General features: G+C 50.8%; 18 protein-coding genes and 1 tRNA gene. 8 read left to right on the forward strand and 11 right to left on the reverse strand.

The annotated features are described in order from the left end of the window. Positions 1–8: 8 nt before the first annotated feature. Positions 9–653, forward strand: a complete 645-nt coding sequence (locus tag ACZ41M_RS01055) for a hypothetical protein (protein ID WP_464730700.1) — start codon at positions 9–11, stop codon at positions 651–653. A 191-nt stretch (positions 654–844) separates the two neighbouring features. Here ACZ41M_RS01055 and dnaG read toward each other — a convergent pair whose 3' ends face one another. The 4 genes from dnaG to ACZ41M_RS01075 all read right to left on the reverse strand — a co-directional run bounded on the left by dnaG (position 845) and on the right by ACZ41M_RS01075 (position 3,645). Next, the gene (gene dnaG, locus ACZ41M_RS01060; protein WP_464730699.1) at positions 845–2,599 is read right to left on the reverse strand and encodes a DNA primase; all 1,755 of its coding nucleotides are present in this window, start codon (positions 2,597–2,599) and stop codon (positions 845–847) included. Between the two features lie 18 nt (positions 2,600–2,617). After that, positions 2,618–3,061, reverse strand: a complete 444-nt coding sequence (locus ACZ41M_RS01065; protein ID WP_464730698.1) for a GatB/YqeY domain-containing protein — start codon at positions 3,059–3,061, stop codon at positions 2,618–2,620. 240 nt (positions 3,062–3,301) lie between these two features. Continuing rightward, the gene (gene rpsU, locus ACZ41M_RS01070; protein WP_464730697.1) at positions 3,302–3,514 is read right to left on the reverse strand and encodes a 30S ribosomal protein S21; all 213 of its coding nucleotides are present in this window, start codon (positions 3,512–3,514) and stop codon (positions 3,302–3,304) included. A gap of 54 nt (positions 3,515–3,568) precedes the next feature. Then, positions 3,569–3,645 (reverse strand) — tRNA-Arg (locus ACZ41M_RS01075). Between the two features lie 317 nt (positions 3,646–3,962). On the opposite strand from ACZ41M_RS01075, the gene dapA reads away from it, so the two are divergent. From dapA to ACZ41M_RS01090, 3 genes are all read left to right on the forward strand, one after another. Further along, positions 3,963–4,838: a 4-hydroxy-tetrahydrodipicolinate synthase gene (dapA, locus tag ACZ41M_RS01080; RefSeq protein ID WP_464730696.1), complete on the forward strand. Its 876-nt coding sequence runs from the start codon at positions 3,963–3,965 to the stop codon at positions 4,836–4,838. A 113-nt stretch (positions 4,839–4,951) separates the two neighbouring features. Next, positions 4,952–6,013, forward strand: coding sequence for an outer membrane protein assembly factor BamC (gene bamC / locus ACZ41M_RS01085; RefSeq protein ID WP_464730695.1), 1,062 nt, complete (start codon positions 4,952–4,954; stop codon positions 6,011–6,013). A gap of 1 nt (position 6,014) precedes the next feature. Continuing rightward, positions 6,015–6,821: an MBL fold metallo-hydrolase gene (locus tag ACZ41M_RS01090; protein ID WP_464730694.1), complete on the forward strand. Its 807-nt coding sequence runs from the start codon at positions 6,015–6,017 to the stop codon at positions 6,819–6,821. A gap of 176 nt (positions 6,822–6,997) precedes the next feature. Here the strand turns inward: ACZ41M_RS01090 and ACZ41M_RS01095 are convergent, their stop codons facing one another. The 7 genes from ACZ41M_RS01095 to ACZ41M_RS01125 all read right to left on the reverse strand — a co-directional run bounded on the left by ACZ41M_RS01095 (position 6,998) and on the right by ACZ41M_RS01125 (position 14,582). Continuing rightward, on the reverse strand, positions 6,998–8,515 hold the full coding sequence (locus tag ACZ41M_RS01095) for a fumarate hydratase (RefSeq protein WP_464730693.1): 1,518 nt from the start codon (positions 8,513–8,515) through the stop codon (positions 6,998–7,000). Positions 8,516–8,530: 15 nt separating this feature from the next. After that, a complete protein-coding gene (locus ACZ41M_RS01100) occupies positions 8,531–9,034 on the reverse strand; it encodes a TIGR00645 family protein (RefSeq protein ID WP_464730692.1) in 504 nt (167 codons plus the stop codon). A 147-nt stretch (positions 9,035–9,181) separates the two neighbouring features. Then, positions 9,182–10,921, reverse strand: coding sequence for an ArnT family glycosyltransferase (locus ACZ41M_RS01105; protein WP_464730691.1), 1,740 nt, complete (start codon positions 10,919–10,921; stop codon positions 9,182–9,184). Positions 10,922–11,188: 267 nt separating this feature from the next. After that, positions 11,189–11,452: a type B 50S ribosomal protein L31 gene (locus ACZ41M_RS01110; protein WP_464730690.1), complete on the reverse strand. Its 264-nt coding sequence runs from the start codon at positions 11,450–11,452 to the stop codon at positions 11,189–11,191. Positions 11,453–11,677: 225 nt separating this feature from the next. Continuing rightward, entirely contained in the window at positions 11,678–11,926 is a 249-nt protein-coding gene (locus ACZ41M_RS01115) for a GlsB/YeaQ/YmgE family stress response membrane protein (RefSeq protein WP_464730689.1), read from the reverse strand. Between the two features lie 113 nt (positions 11,927–12,039). Continuing rightward, positions 12,040–13,497: a catalase gene (locus tag ACZ41M_RS01120; RefSeq protein ID WP_464730688.1), complete on the reverse strand. Its 1,458-nt coding sequence runs from the start codon at positions 13,495–13,497 to the stop codon at positions 12,040–12,042. Between the two features lie 203 nt (positions 13,498–13,700). Further along, a complete protein-coding gene (locus tag ACZ41M_RS01125) occupies positions 13,701–14,582 on the reverse strand; it encodes an ion transporter (RefSeq protein ID WP_464730687.1) in 882 nt (293 codons plus the stop codon). 161 nt (positions 14,583–14,743) lie between these two features. Here ACZ41M_RS01125 and queA point away from each other — a divergent pair, with 161 nt between their 5' ends. The 4 genes from queA (at position 14,744) to secD (ending at position 19,454) form a co-directional block, all read left to right on the forward strand. Continuing rightward, on the forward strand, positions 14,744–15,844 hold the full coding sequence (queA, locus tag ACZ41M_RS01130) for a tRNA preQ1(34) S-adenosylmethionine ribosyltransferase-isomerase QueA (RefSeq protein WP_464730686.1): 1,101 nt from the start codon (positions 14,744–14,746) through the stop codon (positions 15,842–15,844). Between the two features lie 5 nt (positions 15,845–15,849). Continuing rightward, the gene (gene tgt, locus ACZ41M_RS01135; RefSeq protein ID WP_464730685.1) at positions 15,850–16,965 is read left to right on the forward strand and encodes a tRNA guanosine(34) transglycosylase Tgt; all 1,116 of its coding nucleotides are present in this window, start codon (positions 15,850–15,852) and stop codon (positions 16,963–16,965) included. A 109-nt stretch (positions 16,966–17,074) separates the two neighbouring features. Then, positions 17,075–17,413, forward strand: coding sequence for a preprotein translocase subunit YajC (gene yajC, locus ACZ41M_RS01140; RefSeq protein WP_464730684.1), 339 nt, complete (start codon positions 17,075–17,077; stop codon positions 17,411–17,413). Between the two features lie 160 nt (positions 17,414–17,573). Continuing rightward, a complete protein-coding gene (gene secD, locus ACZ41M_RS01145) occupies positions 17,574–19,454 on the forward strand; it encodes a protein translocase subunit SecD (RefSeq protein WP_464730683.1) in 1,881 nt (626 codons plus the stop codon). The last annotated feature ends 17 nt before the right edge of the window (positions 19,455–19,471 follow it).

Raw genomic sequence — 19,471 nt, forward strand, 5'->3', positions numbered from 1 at the left:
TTGAGGCTTTGACGCTTGGTGTCACAGCCGCTTTTTTCGTTGGTGTTGGCGTTTTCGCCGCAGATGGTTTCACTGCGGTTTTGCTAGAACTGGTGCTGGCACGTTTGCTGGGCGCAGTGGCCACGGTACGTGCTGGAGCGGGTTTAACCGCAGCGGCTTTTTTGATCGGTGCAGTTGGGGCTTTAGTTACTGCTTTGCTGGCTGTCGTTTTGGCCGGAGTATTGACCGGTTTGCTGGCTGCGGTTTTGCTGGCAGTGCGGGTGCTTGTTGTGGCTTTGACAGTGCTGGCGCTGGCTTTGGTGCTTACCTTGGTCGTTGTTCGACTGCTGGTCACCTTTGCTGGTGCTTTGCTTGAGGTTGGCACCGCTGCCTTTGCGGTTGATTTGGCGACCGGTTTTTTAGTCGCTGGTTTAGCCGCGCTTACGCTGGCTTTAGCAGGGGCTTTCACTGGTGCCTTGGCCACAGCCTTAACAGGTGCTTTGGTTGTGGTTTTGCTGGCAGCTACCGGCTTATTGACTGTTTTGCTGGTTGATTTGGAAACCGTTTTAACCGAGTTTTTTGCGGTACTGGTTTTGCTGGAATTTTTGTTTGAGCTCATGGGATTAGGCCTTTTTAAAAAATTACTGCTTTTCTCAAATACAACGATTCAGTGACAATAAGTCGATTGTTTGGACGATGCGCTCAAACCTTAGTTGCTTATAGATTCGATAGCAGCCATAGAACTACACATTATAGCATATCTTAGCGAGTTTTTCCCGTGAATAGTTGGTTGTTTGCGTGAATTTTCAGTTCAAAAACAGGTGCTTAGCATAATTTGTCGATGCCAGACACGTTTACGCGGATTTTAGGTGTAGCGCGCACGTTCTTGCAAGAGTTGGCTGTATTCCTCTTTGGCTTTTGGATCGTGTGCCAACTGTTGCGCGAGGGCTTCCAACCTATTTTCTAAATGCTGGCGATACAGGTTTTTTTCAAGGGCTTGCAGCGCAATCTGCGCATCGTCCTCGGTGATTTCAGGTTCTTGCAATTGGCGCTGCAGGATGTGCTGATACAAAGTCCAATGATCAAGCTGTTCGATTTGGTGGTAAATGACCGCCGGTGAAAGTTGACTGGCGGGCTGTGCTTGTAAAAACTCAATCAACTGCGTTAAAGGTTGATGCTGTGCTTGCTGCTGCCAAGCGGCCAACTGCGCATGCTGTGCAGTAGTCGGATGCGCCAAAATCAAACGCAAGGCCTGATCGATGGCCGAGAGCGGTTGGCTGCGTTTGTTTTTTTCGGAGGCGCGTTTGCGCGTGCGTGCTTGTCCGGTGATTTCGGCGTATTCGGCCACGTCTATGGCCTGAATGCCCAGTTGATCGGCGATGGATTGAATGATCTGTGTGCGCAAGGCGTTGTGCGGCATGGATTGCAGCAATGGCTTGGCTAAATGCAATTGGCGTGCGCGTGCTTCGGCGTGTGCTTCGGGTGCCGCTTGACGCAGACCGTAGAGCAAAAATTGGGACAACGTCATCGCTGATTGAGCTTCGGCGTTGAAACGCTCCGCGCCGAATTCGCGTACGAAACTGTCGGGATCGTGCTCGGGTGGTAGGAATAGAAATTGAATCGTGCGTGTGTCGGTCGCATAGGGCAGGGCGTTGGTCATGGCGCGCCACGCGGCTTTTCGACCGGCGGAGTCGCCGTCAAAACTAAATACGATGCGGTCGGTGAAGCGAAATAGTTTTTGGATGTGCAGCGCGCTGGTGGCTGTGCCGAGTGTGGCAACGGCGTTGCCGATGCCGGATTGTGCCAGCGCAACCACGTCCATATAGCCCTCAACCACCAAGGCAAAACGGCTGTGCGAGATGCTGCTGCGCGCCTCAAATAGACCGTATAGCTCCTGATTTTTCTGAAAAACCGGTGTTTCTGGCGAGTTGAGGTATTTTGGCTCGCCTTTGTCCATAATGCGCCCGCCAAAGCCGATGATTTGGCCTTTAACATTGCGAATCGGGAACATCACGCGGTCACGAAAAAAATCATAACGGCGCGCATTATCCTCTTTTTGTTTGACCAAGCCGGCATCAATTAAGCTGCTGGACTGATGGTAATCGGCAAAAACACTGCTTAAATTCGGACGATCCGGCGCAAAACCCAGTCCGAAGCGTTGCGCGATTTCGCCGGTCAGGCCGCGTCGTTTCAGATAGCCAACTGCGTCGGGATGTTTGGGCAATTGCTCGCGATAAAATTTTGCCGCTTCTTCCAAAGCTTGGCTGATGTTTTGCGTGCGGATTTTTCGTTCGGTTTGTTCGGCGATTTGCTGGCGTGATAAGGGTTTGTCTTCGGGCACTTTCATGCCCGCGCGTGAGGCCAAATCGTGTACGGCCTCGACAAAAGTCAGGCCGTTGTGTTCCATCAAAAAGCCCAGTGCCGTGCCGTGCGCACCGCAGCCAAAGCAGTGATAAAACTGCTTGGTCGGGCTGACGGTGAACGAGGGAGTTTTCTCGTTATGAAACGGGCATAAACCTTGCCGATTATTGCCTGCCTGCTTGAGTTGAACGTACTGTCCCACCACGTCGACAATGTCAACGCGCGCGAGCAGATCGTTGATAAACTCAGCAGGAATCATGGGCGACGGTGATATGAATTAGGATAATTGTGCTTTAATCAGGGCGGAAACTTTGCCCATGTCGGCTTTACCGGCCAATTGGCCTTTGAGCACACCCATTACTTTACCCATGTCCTGCATGCCTTTGGCTTCGGTTTGTGCAATCGCAGCGGAAACAGCGGAGGCGATCTCTTCATCAGACATTTGTGCCGGCAGGTATGCGCTGATGATGTCCAGCTCAAATTGTTCGGTTTGTACCAAATCAGGACGATTGGCTTGCTGGTATTGGCTGATGGATTCGCGGCGCTGTTTGCATGCTTTTTCAATCACGGCGATTACGGCAGCGTCATCCAGCGTGCTTTGCGTGTCCACTTCGCGTTGTTTGATGGCGGCAGAGAGCAGGCGCAGTGTGCCCAGTTTGTCCATTTCGCGCGCTTTCATGGCCGCGATTACGTCCGCTTGGATGGTTTCTTTTAAAGTCATATTAACCTCTGGGAAGATGATGGTTGTATACAGGAATCATGCGTGTTGATGATTCACTGTGTGGAGAAAAATATTTTGATGATGAATTATAACGCATCCAATGCCAGCATCCGATGAATGTGCTTTATGTGTTGTGGCGCGTCATACATGTTTTGCGCGCAAAGCAAAAAACCCGCTCGGTGGAGCGGGGTTTGTATTTTGCGTACTGTAAACGAGAGGGCTTTTCAACCCACAGGTTAATTAGTACATTTTCTTTGGCAACATTTGGCTGCGGATGCGCTTGTAATGACGTTTACATGCGGCAGCGTGTTTGCGTTTGCGCTCGGTAGTTGGCTTTTCGTAAAATTCACGTGCACGCAATTCGGTCAATAAACCGGTTTTTTCGATCGCACGTTTGAAGCGACGCATCGCAACTTCAAATGGTTCGTTCTCTTTTACACGAATTAAAGGCATAATCACTCTTTTTCAAAAAATGTTTTGTTCCGTAAAAACAAAATCATAAAATAATGGCGCGGCCGGCAGGAATCGAACCCACGACCCCTTGGTTCGTAGCCAAGTACTCTATCCAGCTGAGCTACGGCCGCTGAGAACCGAAACTATAGCAAACTTTTTATTCACTTGGCAAGTATTTTTTTAAATTTTCTTAATTATTTGATTATTTTTTGCGGGTTTTTTGAAAAAATCGGTGTGCTTGAGTGGCTTTATTGCTGCAATGCAGTTAAAATGCGTCCATGTTTTTACGCTGTTTGCTCGCGTTCTTGCGTTGTTTGGGCTGTGTTACGAGGAATGTTTCATTGACACAATGGCGCAATATGACGCAGCGATGTTTTTAGTTCATTTGGATAAAAATAAGTGCGGTTTGCTTGAACCGCTGTTCATGATGTTTTAGGTAGGATCAAAAATGATCACAGGAAGCTTGGTGGCGCTGGTCACCCCGATGTTGGAAGATGGTTCAATTGATTTTGACGCGTATCGTGCCTTGATTGACTGGCATGTTGAGCAGGGAACGGATGCGATTGTCGCCGTCGGTACCAGTGGCGAATCGCCAACGGTGTCTGTTGACGAGCATTGCGAATTGATGAAGGTGGCGGTCGAGCACGCGGCGGGGCGTATTCCGGTGATTGCCGGTGCGGGCGGTAACTCAACCCATGAGGCAATTAAATTAACGCGTTATGCGCACTCGGTGGGTGCGAATGCTACTTTGCAAGTGGTTCCTTATTACAATAAGCCGACGCAAGAGGGCTTGTATCAGCACTTTAAAGCGATTGCCGAGTCATCCGATTGTCCGGTCGTGCTTTATAATGTTCCGGGACGTACAGTTGCTGATTTGGCCAATGAGACGATTGTGCGTTTGGCACAAGTGGATAACATTATCGGCGTGAAAGACGCGACCGGTGACATTGGGCGCGGCATTCAATTGCTCAAACAGGTGCCGAAGGATTTTGCGGTGTACAGTGGCGATGACTCGACTGCGGCGGCATTGATTTTGATGGGTGCGCACGGCAATATTTCAGTTACAGCCAATATTGCGCCGAAAATGATGCATGATTTGTGTGTCGCTGCGCTCAATCATGATGTGGCCGAAGTGCGTCGTTTGAATGCGGTGCTGTGCGATTTGAATAAATTGCTGTTTGTCGAGGCCAATCCGATTCCTGTGAAATGGGCGTTGGCGGAAATGGGTAAGATCGGTTTGGGCATTCGTTCGCCATTGACTGTTTTATCTGAGGGCAATCAGGCGGTGATTCGTGCGGCTTTAAAATCTGCACAATTAATTTAAGTTTTTCACCTATAGTCTCGGGTGTTTGTAAACGGGCGACAGATTTATGCGTCGCTTAAAAAGTGTTAACCAGAGTATTTTCGATATACGCGTGTTATAACAGAGGATCTTACATGACGATTCAAAAATTCACCAAGACAGTGAAGGGGGCCATGACATTGGCGGCGTTGGGCGTGGCTTTATCAGCCTGTACCACCACCAGTCAGGAAAAAATCGATTATCGCAGCACGGTCAAAGGCTCGCCTTTGGAAGTGCCGCCGGGCTTGACCGATTATTCAAAAAATTCGCAGTATGATCTGAGTGGCGTGGTCAGCTACAAAACGGTGGCCTCGGGTCAAAATGTACCCGTCGCCGGTGTGCCGGTTTTGCTTGAGAGCAAAGACATGAGCATTGAGCGTGCGGGCGATACCCGTTGGTTGGTGATCAAGCGCCCAGCGGAGCAAGTCTGGCCGGCATTGCAAACGTTCTGGGAAGACAACGGCTTTACCTTGAAAACCAACCAGCCAAGCACCGGTATCATGGAAACCGACTGGGCTGAAAACCGCGCCAATCTGCCACAGACCGGTTTGCGCAAATTGATTGGTAAAGCCTTGGATTCCGTATACGACACCGGCATGCGCGATATGTTCCGCACCCGCGTGGAAAAAACCAGTAATGGCACTGAGGTTTACATCAGTCATCGCGGTATGGAAGAGGTCTACACTTCTACCAATAAAGATTCCACCACGTGGCAGCCACGTCCAGCCGATCCTGAGTTGGAAGCCGAAATGTTGCGCCGTTTGATGGTGTCATTGGGTACGGATAAAAAAGCTGCCGATGCCGCTATGCAAAATGCCGCCAACAAACTCAAAGGTGCCGAAATTCGTGGCGAACAATTGGTGGTCAATGACTCGATGGAAAACACTTGGCGTCGCGTGGGTTTGAGCTTGGATCGTGCTGGTTTGTCGATTACGGATCGCAACTTATCGCAGCGTGTGTACTATGTCACGCCGAATCCGGATGATCGTGGTCTGTTCAAAAAATCGTTTGGCAAACTGAAAGAAACCTACCAAGTGCGTTTCACATCGATTTCGGCCAATCAAACGCAAGTGAGCTTTGCTGATAAAAACGGTCAACCGTACAGCGATCAAGGTTTGGCTCGCGTATTGAAAAATTTGAAAAATAGCTTGCAGTAATATGTCGGATTCCTACCTACGCTACGCCAGTCTGGGTAGCGGCAGCTCGGGAAATGCCACAGTCATCGAGGCGCGTTGTGAAGGTCAGACAACGCGCCTTTTGTTGGACTGTGGATTCTCGGTGCGAGATGCAGAAAAACGCTTGGCACGCCTGAATCTCAGCGGCGCAGATATTGATGCGCTGCTCATTACCCACGAACACGAAGATCACATCGGTGGTGCGGCGCGTTTTGTGCGTCGATACGGCTGCGATTTGTACATGTCGCGCGGTACTTACATCAGTGTGCTTAATCACAACACGCGTTCCTGCGCGCAATTGCCGGTGCAATTCTGTGCGCATCAACGGGCGCTGACGATTGGCTCGATAAACATTCTGCCGTATACCGTACCGCACGATGCGCGCGAACCACTGCAATTCGTGTTCTCAGCGCATGGACGACGGCTGGGTATATTGACCGATGTCGGTCATGTATCGCCGATGTTGACCGATGTGTTGCAAGGCTGCCATGCGCTGGTGCTCGAATTTAACTACGACGCGCAGAAAATGGCGGCTTCGACCAAATACCCGCCGTCACTCAAACAGCGCATCGTCGGCGCGTATGGGCACCTTGATAATCGCGATGCATATCAACTGTTATCACAACTGATACATTCGGAACTGCGCTCGGTGCACGCCGCGCACCTCTCGCGCGAGACCAATTCGCCCGACTTGGTCGCGCAAATGTTGGATGAGCTACTTCGCCCGCATGGAGTTCACTATACTGTCGCTTGCCAAGATGAAGGGTTTGATTGGTTTGATGTATTGTGATGGGGTGCTGAAATACTGATTTAACCTTGCATCAAGTCTGCAGAATTGAAAAGGAATCGATGCGAATTCCAGTGCGTTGGTTGTGATGCATTGTATTTATAGTGGTAGATTTTTCATAAAAAATCGCGCAGAGTAAACATGCTCTGCGCGATGGTCATTGAAACGATGGCTGATAATTAAGCTTGTTTATTCATCTCTTCAATTTTCACTTTCCACTCTTTCGGTCCGGTTTCGTGCACCGAAACGCCGTTCGAGTCTACCGCTACCGTGACCGGCATATCGACCACATCAAATTCGTAGATCGCTTCCATGCCGAGGTCTTCAAAGGCCAGGACTTTCGCGGCTTTGATTGCTTTCGAGACGAGGTAGGCGGCGCCGCCGACGGCCATCAGATAGGCGGCTTTGTGCTTTTTGATCGCTTCGATGGCAGCAGGGCCGCGCTCAGATTTACCAATCATGGTGATCAGGCCAGTTTGTGACAGCATCATGTCGGTGAATTTGTCCATGCGGGTGGCGGTGGTTGGACCGGCTGGGCCGACGACTTCGTCACGCACCGGATCAACCGGGCCGACGTAGTAAATGGCGCGGTTGGTGAAATCGACCGGCAGTTTTTCGCCTTTGGCGAGCATGTCGGCGATGCGTTTGTGCGCAGCGTCGCGACCGGTGAGCATTTTGCCATTGAGCAGCAGGGTTTGACCCGGTTTCCATGCGGCGACTTGTTCCGGTGTGAGGGTGTTTAGATCAACCCGTTGGCTTTTCTCGGTGTCTGCCGTCCAACTTACTTGCGGCCAGACATCCATGGATGGTGGGGTGAGGATGGCAGGGCCGTCGCCATGCAGGTGGAAATGCACGTGACGGGTGGCGGCGCAGTTCGGTACCATACCGACTGGCAGTGAAGCGGCGTGGGTTGGGTAGTCCATGATTTTAACGTCAAGGACGGTCGTCAGACCGCCGAGACCTTGTGCGCCAATGCCGAGTGCGTTGACCTTTTCGTACAGCTCGATACGCAATTCTTCAATGCGGTTGGATGGGCCGCGTTCAATCAATTCGTGCATGTCTACCGGTGCCATGATGGATTCTTTGGCGAGCAACATGGCTTTTTCCGGTGTGCCGCCGATACCAATGCCGAGAATGCCCGGCGGGCACCAGCCTGCGCCCATGGTCGGTACGGTTTTGAGTACCCAGTCAACGATGGAGTCGGATGGGTTGAGCATCGCCATTTTGGATTTGTTTTCGGAGCCGCCGCCTTTGGCTGCGACAATGACTTCTACCGCGTCACCGGCCACCATTTCGATGTGCACCACGGCAGGGGTGTTGTCTTTGGTGTTTTGGCGTTTGCCCGCAGGGTCGCGTAAAACGGAGGCGCGCAACAGGTTGTCCGGATTGGTGTAGGCGCGACGCACGCCTTCGTTGACCATTTCCTGAATGGTGATGTCGGTGTCCCATTTCACGCCCATACCGATTTTCAGGAAAACCACGCCGATGCCGGTGTCTTGGCAAATCGGGCGATGACCCTCGGCACTCATGCGGCTATTGGTCAAGATTTGTGCAATGGCGTCTTTTGCCGCTGGATTGGCTTCACGCTCGTAGGCTTTGCTCAGCGCGCGGATGTAGTCTTCGGGATGGTAGTAGGAAATGTATTGGAATGCGTCGGCAATCGAACTGATGAAATCTTCTTTACGTATGGTGGTCATATTGCTCTCCAAGGGTTAATGATGAGGGTGATATGTTTGTGCGCTGAGTTTATCAACCCAGGCCATAATTAAAGCAGAGATTAGAAATACAACGTGAAGGCTGGCTTGTGCAATTAAGTCTCGATCGCTGATTTTGCCCATGTCCATGAACGAGGTGAGCAGGTGAATCGAGGAAATGCTGATGATGGCCATGGATAATTTGACTTTCAATACGCCTGCGTTGACGTGGTTGAGCCATTCCGGTTGGTCGGGGTGGTTGTCCACGTTGATGCGTGAGACGAAAATATCGTAGCCGCCGATGATGATCATGATGAGTAAATTGGCAATCATGACAATATCTACCAAGCCGAGTACCATCAGCATGATGTCGGTTTCATCCAGCAGGCCGAAGGCAGTGCCGTGGACTAAATGAAAGAGTTCTTTTAAAAATTTATAAACGTAGACGAATTGAGCAACGATCAAGCCCAAATATAGGGGGAGTTGTATCCAGCGGGAGAAAAAGATGAAATGACTGAGCATAGATGATATCAATAGTTGAGCAAATAAAACCACGCAAAGCAGCGTAAAGCAAAGCTTATTCTACACCATGTGTGCCTGTTAGACGAGGCTTTCATCCGGGGCGGGAGGCATGGTTTTATGTCTCTATTGAATCTATTTATTCGGGCATCAATCTTGGCGAAGTAGAACCAATGTGCTGTTGCGCTCGCTCACGCGCTCACCTGTCCAAGCGGCGCGCCAACGGCGTTCTTTAAATTCGATGGACGTATCCTCCACGACCTGATTGACCGGCAGATTCAACGCTTCGTTGGTGGTCAAAATATAGGGACATTGTACCTGTGAAAACGCCGATTGTTCAGGCAAAAACGGCACCTTGGCGTAGTAATACATCGCGCCGCGCGCTGCATTGCTCAATTGATAGGCGTGAACACAAGTGGTTTGGGTGGGCAGTTTTTGCGCCAGACTTCTGCCCACACGTTCGTAACTGCGGGTGTAATCCAGCCACGGCATGGCAAGGGTTGCGAGTAATACCCAGACCATGACCAAGCCGCCCGAGGATAAAGCCACCGATTTCCACAACGCGCGCGGCTCAAAGCGAATGCGCCAGCTCAACAAGAATGCCCAGGCAAAGCTGACCAAGCAGGCGAAAATGAATGGTAACCATCGGAATATCGGCTCAAATCCGGGGGCCAGCTTATTGATGTTGTGATAAATACTCTTTGGATAACCAAGCCAAGAGGCTTCCCATGCCATCCAAATGGCTGCGGCCAAAACGGTAAATGTTGCCAAAGAGAACCAGTCAATGATGTTCGCGCGTCCACGATTGAGGGTGGCCAAACCAAATGGCGCCAAAATCAAAAAGCCCGGCGTGAACATCAATAGGCTGGTGATGAAACGTTGTCCGGTGATTAGAATGTGCGCCGTTGGCGCGAGCAGCAGCAAAATGCCCAAAATCATCATCGGTGTGTCCCACTGCGCACGCCAGCGCCATAGACAAACCAAAGCTAATGGCCACAGAGGCCAAGCAAATACCAAAATATTGCGGGCGAAAAAGCGGGTGTTTTCTTTGGAAATAGGGGCGAAATGCTGGCCGTCGAGCCAACCTTGGAAAAAATCGGCGTTGTGCTGAATATTCATCAGCCAGATCAGCGGCAGCGCAATGCCGATCAACAGTACAATCGGCGCGGTGTGCAGGCTATGGTCGCGCCAATGCGTAAAAAACAGCACACTTAAGGTAATTAAAATGAAAGAGACAAACAAGGCAAACGGTACACTCAAGCCCAAACCGGCCAAACCCAAAGCCCACAGCCAGCGTCCCAACTGTGGTCGTTCCAAGGTCAAACTCGCACCGAACAACCACAACATACTGACCATCAATTGCGTCGCACCGTTGCTCGTATCATGGGTATGTGCGGCAATACCGTAGGTCGCAATGAACAGCAATACCGCGGAGTCCGCCAGCATACGGCCATATTCGTGGGCCAACGGCTGCCCACCAAAGGTCAACGGCTGCGGTTGCACCTCATCGCGTTTGCCCAAACGATAAACTGCTTGCCATAAAAAATACATGGCCAGCGCATCTTGGCAGGCGATGGCCAGTTGTGCCGCGCTGAACGGTTGCAACAACGGGCTGAATAATTTGATGAACAATGCACCGATCCAATACGGCAAAGGACCATTGTCCGGCACATAGGCGCCAATCACGTTCGGAAACAGCCAATCGCTCATGGCGCCTTGCGCCATGGTCAGCATGATGCCGAAGCTCTCCGCCTCTTGACGCCACAATCCCCGCCAAATGAGGCCGGGCAATATATAGGCAATGGCCAACAGAACCAAATACCGATGCGGCAGGCGTGTGGTGTCTTGTCGGTTGAGGCGAAGCGGATTGGAAGGGGAAGCTGACTTCATGTGTGGTTGTGCCGTTTGGGTGTCGTGTTGGGCGGAAATGAGTTGTTATCGATTGTTGTGATCATTATCTGGCACAAACCATCGGTCAGTCGAAAAACTAATAGAATTTTAACGAACTACGCCCCGTTGCATCAAGTTTATTGTAAATTTTGAGCGTGTGCTTAGAAAGCAAGTATACAGGGATGCAAGGAGGGCAAAACAACATCATCAGCGGTTGATGTAAAAAAGGCGGCTTGCGCCACCTTTTTGTACGGGTCAATCGCTTGATTACGCACCGGTTTTACCCGTGCTGCGCGAACCGTATTTGTTACGGAATTTCTCAACGCGGCCTGCGGTATCGACGATTTTCTGAGTACCGGTGTAGAACGGGTGAGACTCAGAAGAAACCTCCAATTTGATCAAAGGATATTCTTTGCCTTCGAATTCAATGGTTTCACGTGCGTGTGCAGTGGTGCGAGAGATGAATTTAAAATCGCAAGAGATGTCGTGGAAGACCACTTCGCGGTATTCTGGATGGATATTCGGTTTCATGGGGTTTTCCTTTAAGTTCAATGACAGCCAATTAAACGGTCGTTTAACGATAATGAATGCTATTTCGTAAAACAACAATGGATTTAATCACACGTCGATTTAAAAAAGCCCTTAATTATCCGTGAATTTTCGGATAAATGCAAGCGAATCTGTGGAGTTGGCCACAGGGCGGATAAAGAGAACACAGAGCCTCGAATGAGACTCTGTGCTTTTTTGAGCCAAGTATTACGCTTTGCTACGTACTTTACCGTAGATCCACAGCAACAGAAATGCCACGACCACGGAGGCGAGGAAGCCCGCGCCTTGTCCCGGGCGGTACCAGCCCAGTGATTGACCAAGCGCGCCGGCAAGCACGGAGCCGCCGATGCCCAATAGGGTGGTCATGATGAAGCCCAGATTGTCTTTGCCCGGGTGCAAAAATTTTGCCAATACGCCGACCAAAAAGCCAATCAAAATTGTCCAGATCCAACCCATAATGTGCTCCTTTTTCAGTTTGTCGCAAAGTGTTGTAAAAACGGCTTGAATCGATGAATCATTCAAGCCGTTTGCTTATTGAGTATAGAGACTCACTCGATGATTGGTGGCTATTATAGCCCCAAAGCTTTTTTCACGCCGGCACCATAGGCAGGATCACATTTGGTGCAGTTGTCGATGTGGCGTTGTTTGATGAAGTCCGGCGCATCGCCCATGGCGCGGGCGGTGTTGTCGAACAGCACTTGTTGTTGTTCGGGCGTCATCAAGCGGAACAAAGCACGCGGTTGGCTGAAATAGTCGTTATCGTCTTCGCGGTAATTCCAGAAATCCGCATCGCCGGTGATTTTCAACGGTGGTTCTTTGAACTCGGGCTGCTCTTGCCATTGGCCAAAGCTGTTGGGCTCGTAGTGCAATGTGCTGCCGTAGTTCGCATCCACGCGGCCTTGCCCGTCGCGATGATTGCTGTGCACCGGGCAACGCGCTTTGTTGACCGGAATCTGCTGATAGTTCACGCCCAAACGGTAGCGTTGCGCATCGGCGTAGTTGAACAGGCGCGCTTGCAACATGCGGTCGGGCGAGACGCTGATGCCGGGTACCAAATTGCTTGGCGCAAAGGCGGATTGTTCGACGTCGAGGAAGAAGTTTTCCGGATTGCGGTTCAGCTCGAATTCGCCCACTTCAATCAGCGGATAATCACCTTTCGGCCAGACTTTGGTCAGGTCGAACGGGTGGTACGGTACTTTTTCCGCATCGGCTTCGGGCATGATTTGCACATACATGGTCCATTTCGGGAAATCGCCGCGCTCAATCGCATCGTACAAATCGCGCTGATTGCTTTCACGGTCTTTGCCGACCACGGCTTCGGCTTCGGCATCGCTCAGGTTTTCAATGCCTTGTTGGGTACGGAAATGGAATTTCACCCAGAAACGCTCATTGGCCGCATTGATGAAGCTGTACGTATGCGAGCCAAAACCGTGCATGTGGCGATAGCTTTTCGGAATGCCACGGTCGGACATCACAATCGTCACTTGGTGCAAGGCTTCAGGCAACAATGTCCAGAAATCCCAGTTGTATTTGGCGCTGCGTAAATTGGTGCGTGGGTCGCGTTTGACGGCTTTGTTCAAATCCGGAAACTTGCGCGGGTCGCGCAAAAAGAACACCGGTGTGTTGTTGCCGACCATGTCCCAGTTGCCTTCTTCGGTGTAGAACTTCAAGGCAAAGCCGCGGATGTCGCGCTCGGCATCGGCCGCACCGCGTTCACCGGCCACGGTGGTGAAACGGGCAAACATCTCGGTTTTCTTGCCAATTTGGCTAAAGATTTTCGCACGGGTGTATTGGGTGATGTCGTGGGTGACGGTGAAGGTACCGAACGCGCCGGAACCTTTGGCGTGCATGCGCCGCTCAGGAATAACTTCGCGCACAAAGTTGGCGAGCTTTTCGTTGAGCCACACATCTTGCGCCAGCAAGGGGCCGCGTGGGCCGGCTGTCATGCTGTTTTGATTGTCCACGACGGGGGCGCCGAAATCAGTGGTCAGGTGTGTGACAGGGCATTTCTTTTGATCTTGACTCATACAGGTTCTCCTTGGGATGGTTAGCGAATTAGCCTCTCGTGCAAGAGAAACTATGACTCGAGTTTATGCCGCTTGTTGTGTATAGTAAAATTGTATTTGTTGATTATCCTTATAGCAAATAACTATCAGCGCTGTGGTTAAGCGATACGGAAATGGTACAAAGTAAATTTGTACAGAGAATGAATCAAATGCGTCCGTTTTAATTATGAACCATTTTTTGCGAGCGCTTCACCGCAGTGCATACAATAATTCGCGTCGGGTAGATGGCCTTCAGTCATACAGTTTGCGCAAGTGCGGGTGGTGATTTCGAGCTTTTTGCCGCGCGCATTACTCATCTCGACGGTAACGATGCCGGTAGGTACAGCCAATGTTCCCCAACCCATCAACATCATCAGGGTCGCAATCAGTCGTCCGAGTCCGGTTGAGGGTGTGACATCGCCATAGCCCACGGTGGTCATGGTCGTGATCGCCCAGTAAATAGCGGTGGGAATGTTGGGATATTTATCATTATGCGGGCTTTCGACCAAATACATGACCGTACCCATAATCACCGCCACAATGAGTACGAATGAGATAAAAATAGTGATTTTGCGCGCGCTGGCACGAATGGCATAAATGAGGGAATAATACTCATGCGAGTACGCGCTCAGCCCCAAGATTCGGAATATCCGCAGCAGGCGCAACAAACGTACATCAATCAATGAATGCAGCTCAGGGAAGATCAGTGCCAAATAAGTCGGTAAGATGGATAAGAAATCAACGATGCCAAAAAAGCTGGTGGCGTAACGCAGCGGGTGGCGCACGCACAGCAGGCGAATAATGTATTCAACCGTAAAAATCAGCGTGAAGGCCCACTCCAACAGCTTGAACTGATTGCCATATTGGTCACGCAATTCTTGAACACTATCGGCAAAAACCACTGCGACGCTCAGTAAAATCAGTACCAATAAGGCCAAATCAAAGCGTCGGCCAGCCGGTGTTTCAGCCTCAAAAATAATGTTGTACAGTTTTAAGCGCCAGCCATTTAATGGTTTGTCAGTAGATTGTGCTTGTTGCTGGGAAGAGGTATCTTTAGAGAGGGTCATAGGATGATTGCTGTGTGATGGGTTTGGGATAAAAGCTTAATTCATTTTAAATACATAAATAAGTATTCTACTGAAGTTTGATGGTATATGAAACGGATTTACCAAATAGCGTGCGGATAAAATACGGTAAAATGCGCGTTTATCTTTAGTGCATTTTTTCTATGAACGATTTTTTCAGCACGCCTTTACCGGAATCCATTCACTGCGCAGATGATTTAAATTTAATGCATTTTGACTACGCATTGCCGCCGGAGTTGATCGCGCAGATGCCTGCGAGTGAACGCACCGCCAGCCGTTTGCTGCTTGTCGGCGAACATCTGCGCGATGCATATTTTGCCGATGTGTTGGCGCAGTTCCAGTCCGGTGATATTTTGGTATTGAATAACACCAAAGTGATCAAAGCGCGGTTATTCGGGCAAAAAGCCACCGGCGGTAAGGTCGAAGTGATGATTGAGCGTGTCAGCGGCACGCACGAATGCGTCGCGCAGATTCGCGCCTCCAAAGCACCACCTGCCGCAACGACGATTCGCATCTCCGACGATTTTGAACTCACGGTGTTGTCCAAAGAGGGGCGTTTTTACCATTTGCGCAGCGACCAGCCAATTTTGCCGATGCTCGAGCAATACGGGCATTTACCGCTGCCGCCATATATTGATCACGCGGCGGACGACTTTGATGCGCAGCGCTATCAAACCGTATTTGCGCAGCGCGATGGCGCGGTGGCCGCGCCGACCGCGGGGCTGCACTTTGACGAGGCGCTGTTGGCTGCGGTACAGGCAAAAGGCGTGCAATTGGCTTATGTCACGCTGCATGTCGGCGCAGGCACGTTTTTGCCGGTGTCAACGCAAAACCTGAGCGAACACGTCATGCACGAAGAATGGTACGAGATTCCACAGGCGACTGCGGATGCGATCAATCAGGCGCGTGCGCAAGGGCGACGCGTGATTTCGGTCGGTACCACCAGTTTGCGTGCGTTGGAATCGGCGTATGCGCAGCAAAATTCCGCACATCAAGCGGATTGGCAAATGCAGGCGGCGACGGGACAAACGCGGCTGTTCATTCGCCCGCCATATCGCTTTGGCGTGGTGGACGTATTGATTACCAATTTTCACCTGCCACAATCGACCCTGCTGATGCTGGTGTCGGCTTTTGCAGGTGTACAAACCATGCGGGATGTGTACAATCACGCGATTGCGCAGAAATACCGCTTTTTCAGCTACGGCGATGCGATGTGGCTCGATAGAACAACCCATAACGATTAACGAATATGCTTGAATTTAAATTACACAAAACTTCTGGAAAAGCGCGTCGCGGGACGATGACGCTCAATCACGGCGTGGTGCAAACGCCGATTTTTATGCCGGTTGGCACTTATGGCGCGGTCAAGGGCATGACACCCGATATGCTGCGCGAAATCAATGCACAGATTATTTTGGGCAATACTTTTCACCTGTGGTTGCGTCCGGGCATGGATGTGATGAAGGTGCACGGTGGTTTGCATCAGTTTATGAATTGGGATAAGCCGATTTTGACCGATTCGGGCGGTTTTCAGGTGTTCAGCTTGGGCGATTTGCGCAAAATCACCGAGGAGGGCGTGACGTTCAGCTCGCCGGTGAATGGCGACAAGTTGTTTTTGACGCCCGAAGGCTCGATGCAGATTCAAACCGTACTCAATTCGGACATCGTGATGCAGTTTGACGAATGCACGCCGTATCCGGCGGATGTAAAAACCGCGCGCGAATCGATGGAGTTGTCTCTGCGCTGGGCAAAACGTTCGCTGGATGAGTTTACCCGTCTGGAGAATCCGAATGCGCTGTTTGGCATTGTTCAAGGTGGTATGCACGAGCATCTGCGTACGGAATCGTTGGCGAATTTGGCGGAAATGCCGTTTCACGGCATGGCGATCGGCGGGCTGTCGGTCGGTGAGCCGAAAGAGGAGTTTTACCGCGTGCTGGAATTCATCGGGCATCAATTACCGACGGAGAAACCGCGTTATCTGATGGGTGTGGGTACGCCGGAGGATTTGGTATTCGGCGTGTCACAGGGCATTGATATGTTTGACTGTGTGATGCCGACGCGTAATGCGCGCAATGGCTGGCTGTTTACACGCTTTGGCGACATTAAGATCAAAAATGCACGTTATAAAAACGATCTGAAACCGCTGGATGAGAGTTGCGATTGCTACACCTGTCGCAATTTCTCACGTTCGTATTTGCACCATCTGCACAAAATGGGCGAAATGCTCGGCGCACAGCTCAATACCATCCACAATCTGCATTATTACTTGCAATTGATGCAGGAGTTGCGTGATGGCTTGGACAATGAGCAATTCGACGAGGTGGTGCACCAGTTTCATGCAAACCGTGCGCGCGGCGTTGACTAAGGTGGTTAATGACGCCATTCGTGCGTAACTATGCGCTAAAACCGGCAGAACTGGTATAATGCTCCGGCTTTTTTAGCGCAACCAATTAAGTGATATAGAGGAGAGTTCCATGTTTTTGATTTCAGATGCACACGCACAAGCAGCCGGCGCAGCAGATCCGACCGGTGGTTTGATGTCTTTCTTGCCGTTAATCATTATTTTTGCCATTTTCTACTTTATGATGATTCGTCCGCAAATGAAGCGTCAAAAAGAATTGCGTGCCATGCTCGCTGCCTTGAAAAAAGGTGATGAAGTGACCACAGGCGGTGGCGTTGTAGGCAAAATCGTCAGCTTGGATGATAATTTTGTGACTTTGGAAGTATCGCGTGTGAATGGCCAATCGGTTGAAGTGGTGTTTCAGCGCAATGCAGTTCACTCAATTTTACCGACCGGTACATTGAAACTGTAATCAAAGCCGCATTATTGAATATTCCCATAGCCAATCACGCACTTCATTTGATGTGCGTGATTTCGCTTTGTTTGGCGGTAAATGTGTCCTCCGTCTGAACCAAGCACGCAAGGACTTTGGCGCAGTCATTGATTTTTAATAAAAATAGAATGGTGGTGGTATGAACCGTTATCCCTTGTGGAAAAACATAATCATCGTGTTGGCGTTGGTACTGGGCTTGCTCTATACCATACCGACCTTCTTCGGTACCACGCAGGCGGTACAAGTCTCCGGCGCGAAGGCGACCGTTAAAGTAGAAGCCGACGTCAAAGACAAAGTGGAGCAGGTGCTCAAAGCACAAAATATTCCGTACACCGGCTTGTATTTTGAAAAAACCGCCCAGGGTTTGGGTACGGTCAAGGTGCGTGTGAACGGTCAGGAAACACAGGCAAAGGCGAAAGAAGCGATCAACGCTGCGCTGAACACCGATCCGAATTCACCCTCGTACACACTGGCGTACAGCACCGTTTCCGCAGCACCGGACTGGATGACGGCGATTGGTGCGAAACCGGTATCGCTCGGTTTGGACTTGCGCGGCGGTGTACATTTCTTACTCGAAGTGAAAATGTCCGACGCGGTGCAGAAAAAACTGGACGCGATGCAAAACGGTTTTAACAACTTGCTCAAAGACAAAAAGATTGCGCTGCAAAGTGCCGAGAAAAACGGCGAACAACTGGTCATGAACTTTGACAGCCCCGCAGCGGTAGAGCAAGCGCGCGCGGCGATTTTGAGCGAACAGAACGCGACCGATTACGTGATTGCCGCCAATGGTAACAGCTTGTCAGTGGGTCTGACCGAGCAGGCCGTTAATCAGGTGAAAAATCAGGCGATCAAACAAAATATTGAAATTCTGCACAACCGCGTGAACGCGATGGGTGCGTCCGAGCCGGTGGTGCAACAGCAAGGCTTTGATCGTATCGTGGTCGAGTTGCCGGGTGAAAGTGATCCGGCGCGTGCGAAAAGTCTGATTGGCCGTACCGCGACGTTGGAAGTGCGTATGGAAGAAACCACCAACCCGCTCAATGGCGTTGAATTTGATATGGCCAGCAGCGAAGGACAGCCGGGTCAAAAAGCCTTGTTGAAAAAGCAAGTGGTGATTACCGGTGACGCGTTTACGCAAGCGCGCGGGCAGTTGGACGGTCAAAATGGTGGCGTTCACGTCAGTGTCAATCTGAATGCCGAAAGCGGCAAAATCATGCGTCAAACCACCCATGACAACGTGGGTAAACGCATGGGCATTGTGATGTATGAGCAACAACCCGATGGCAAAACCAAAGGTGAAGTGATTTCACTGGCGACCATCCAAAGTGAGTTTGGCGATGCCTTCCAAATCACCGGCGCACGCACTTTGCAAGAGGCAGAAGATTTGGCCTTGCTGTTGCGCTCGGGCGCATTGGCCGCGCCGATGACCATCACGCAGGAAAGCACGGTGGGGCCGTCTTTGGGTGAGGAAAACATTCAAAAAGGTTTGAAATCATTGGCTTACGGTTTCGCTGCCGTGTCCATCTTCATGCTGATTTACTACCACGTATTCGGGATATTTTCGGTGTTGGCTTTGGGTGTGAACCTGCTGTTGCTGGTTGGCATTTTAGCGACCATTGGCGTCACCATGACCTTGCCGGGGATTGCGGCGGTCGCGCTCACGCTCGGTATGGCGATTGACTCGAACGTGTTGATTAACGAGCGGATTCGTGAAGAGCTGCGCAAAGGCCAGCCACCCGCGATGGCGATGCATCTGGGTTATGAGCGTGCGTTCGCGACGATTTTGGACTCGAATGTCACGACATTAATTGCCGGTGTCGCTTTGTTGATTTTCGGTACCGGTCCGATTCGCGGCTTTGCGATTGTGCACTGTTTGGGGATTGCGACCTCGATGTTCTCGGCGGTGTTTTTCGCGCGCGGTTTGTCGAATCTGTGGTATGGCCGACATCAGCGCCTCCAGTCGCTTTCGATTGGTCAGATTTGGCGTCCGAATTCCGACGCAGCCAAGACTGGCAAATAATTTATTGAAAATCAGGT

The organism is Puribacter membranae, assembly GCF_055380425.1.

What these genes read in the sequence shown, in the direction of transcription:
- dnaG (WP_464730699.1), bottom strand. Translation starts at nt 2,599, where the DNA reads ATGATTCCTGCTGAGTTTATCAACGATCTGCTCGCGCGCGTTGACATT.
- ACZ41M_RS01065 (WP_464730698.1), bottom strand. Translation starts at nt 3,061, where the DNA reads ATGACTTTAAAAGAAACCATCCAAGCGGACGTAATCGCGGCCATGAAA.
- rpsU (WP_464730697.1), bottom strand. Translation starts at nt 3,514, where the DNA reads ATGCCTTTAATTCGTGTAAAAGAGAACGAACCATTTGAAGTTGCGATG.
- dapA (WP_464730696.1), top strand. Translation starts at nt 3,963, where the DNA reads ATGATCACAGGAAGCTTGGTGGCGCTGGTCACCCCGATGTTGGAAGAT.
- bamC (WP_464730695.1), top strand. Translation starts at nt 4,952, where the DNA reads ATGACGATTCAAAAATTCACCAAGACAGTGAAGGGGGCCATGACATTG.
- ACZ41M_RS01090 (WP_464730694.1), top strand. Translation starts at nt 6,015, where the DNA reads ATGTCGGATTCCTACCTACGCTACGCCAGTCTGGGTAGCGGCAGCTCG.
- ACZ41M_RS01095 (WP_464730693.1), bottom strand. Translation starts at nt 8,515, where the DNA reads ATGACCACCATACGTAAAGAAGATTTCATCAGTTCGATTGCCGACGCA.
- ACZ41M_RS01100 (WP_464730692.1), bottom strand. Translation starts at nt 9,034, where the DNA reads ATGCTCAGTCATTTCATCTTTTTCTCCCGCTGGATACAACTCCCCCTA.
- ACZ41M_RS01105 (WP_464730691.1), bottom strand. Translation starts at nt 10,921, where the DNA reads ATGAAGTCAGCTTCCCCTTCCAATCCGCTTCGCCTCAACCGACAAGAC.
- ACZ41M_RS01110 (WP_464730690.1), bottom strand. Translation starts at nt 11,452, where the DNA reads ATGAAACCGAATATCCATCCAGAATACCGCGAAGTGGTCTTCCACGAC.
- ACZ41M_RS01115 (WP_464730689.1), bottom strand. Translation starts at nt 11,926, where the DNA reads ATGGGTTGGATCTGGACAATTTTGATTGGCTTTTTGGTCGGCGTATTG.
- ACZ41M_RS01120 (WP_464730688.1), bottom strand. Translation starts at nt 13,497, where the DNA reads ATGAGTCAAGATCAAAAGAAATGCCCTGTCACACACCTGACCACTGAT.
- ACZ41M_RS01125 (WP_464730687.1), bottom strand. Translation starts at nt 14,582, where the DNA reads ATGACCCTCTCTAAAGATACCTCTTCCCAGCAACAAGCACAATCTACT.
- queA (WP_464730686.1), top strand. Translation starts at nt 14,744, where the DNA reads ATGAACGATTTTTTCAGCACGCCTTTACCGGAATCCATTCACTGCGCA.
- tgt (WP_464730685.1), top strand. Translation starts at nt 15,850, where the DNA reads ATGCTTGAATTTAAATTACACAAAACTTCTGGAAAAGCGCGTCGCGGG.
- yajC (WP_464730684.1), top strand. Translation starts at nt 17,075, where the DNA reads ATGTTTTTGATTTCAGATGCACACGCACAAGCAGCCGGCGCAGCAGAT.
- secD (WP_464730683.1), top strand. Translation starts at nt 17,574, where the DNA reads ATGAACCGTTATCCCTTGTGGAAAAACATAATCATCGTGTTGGCGTTG.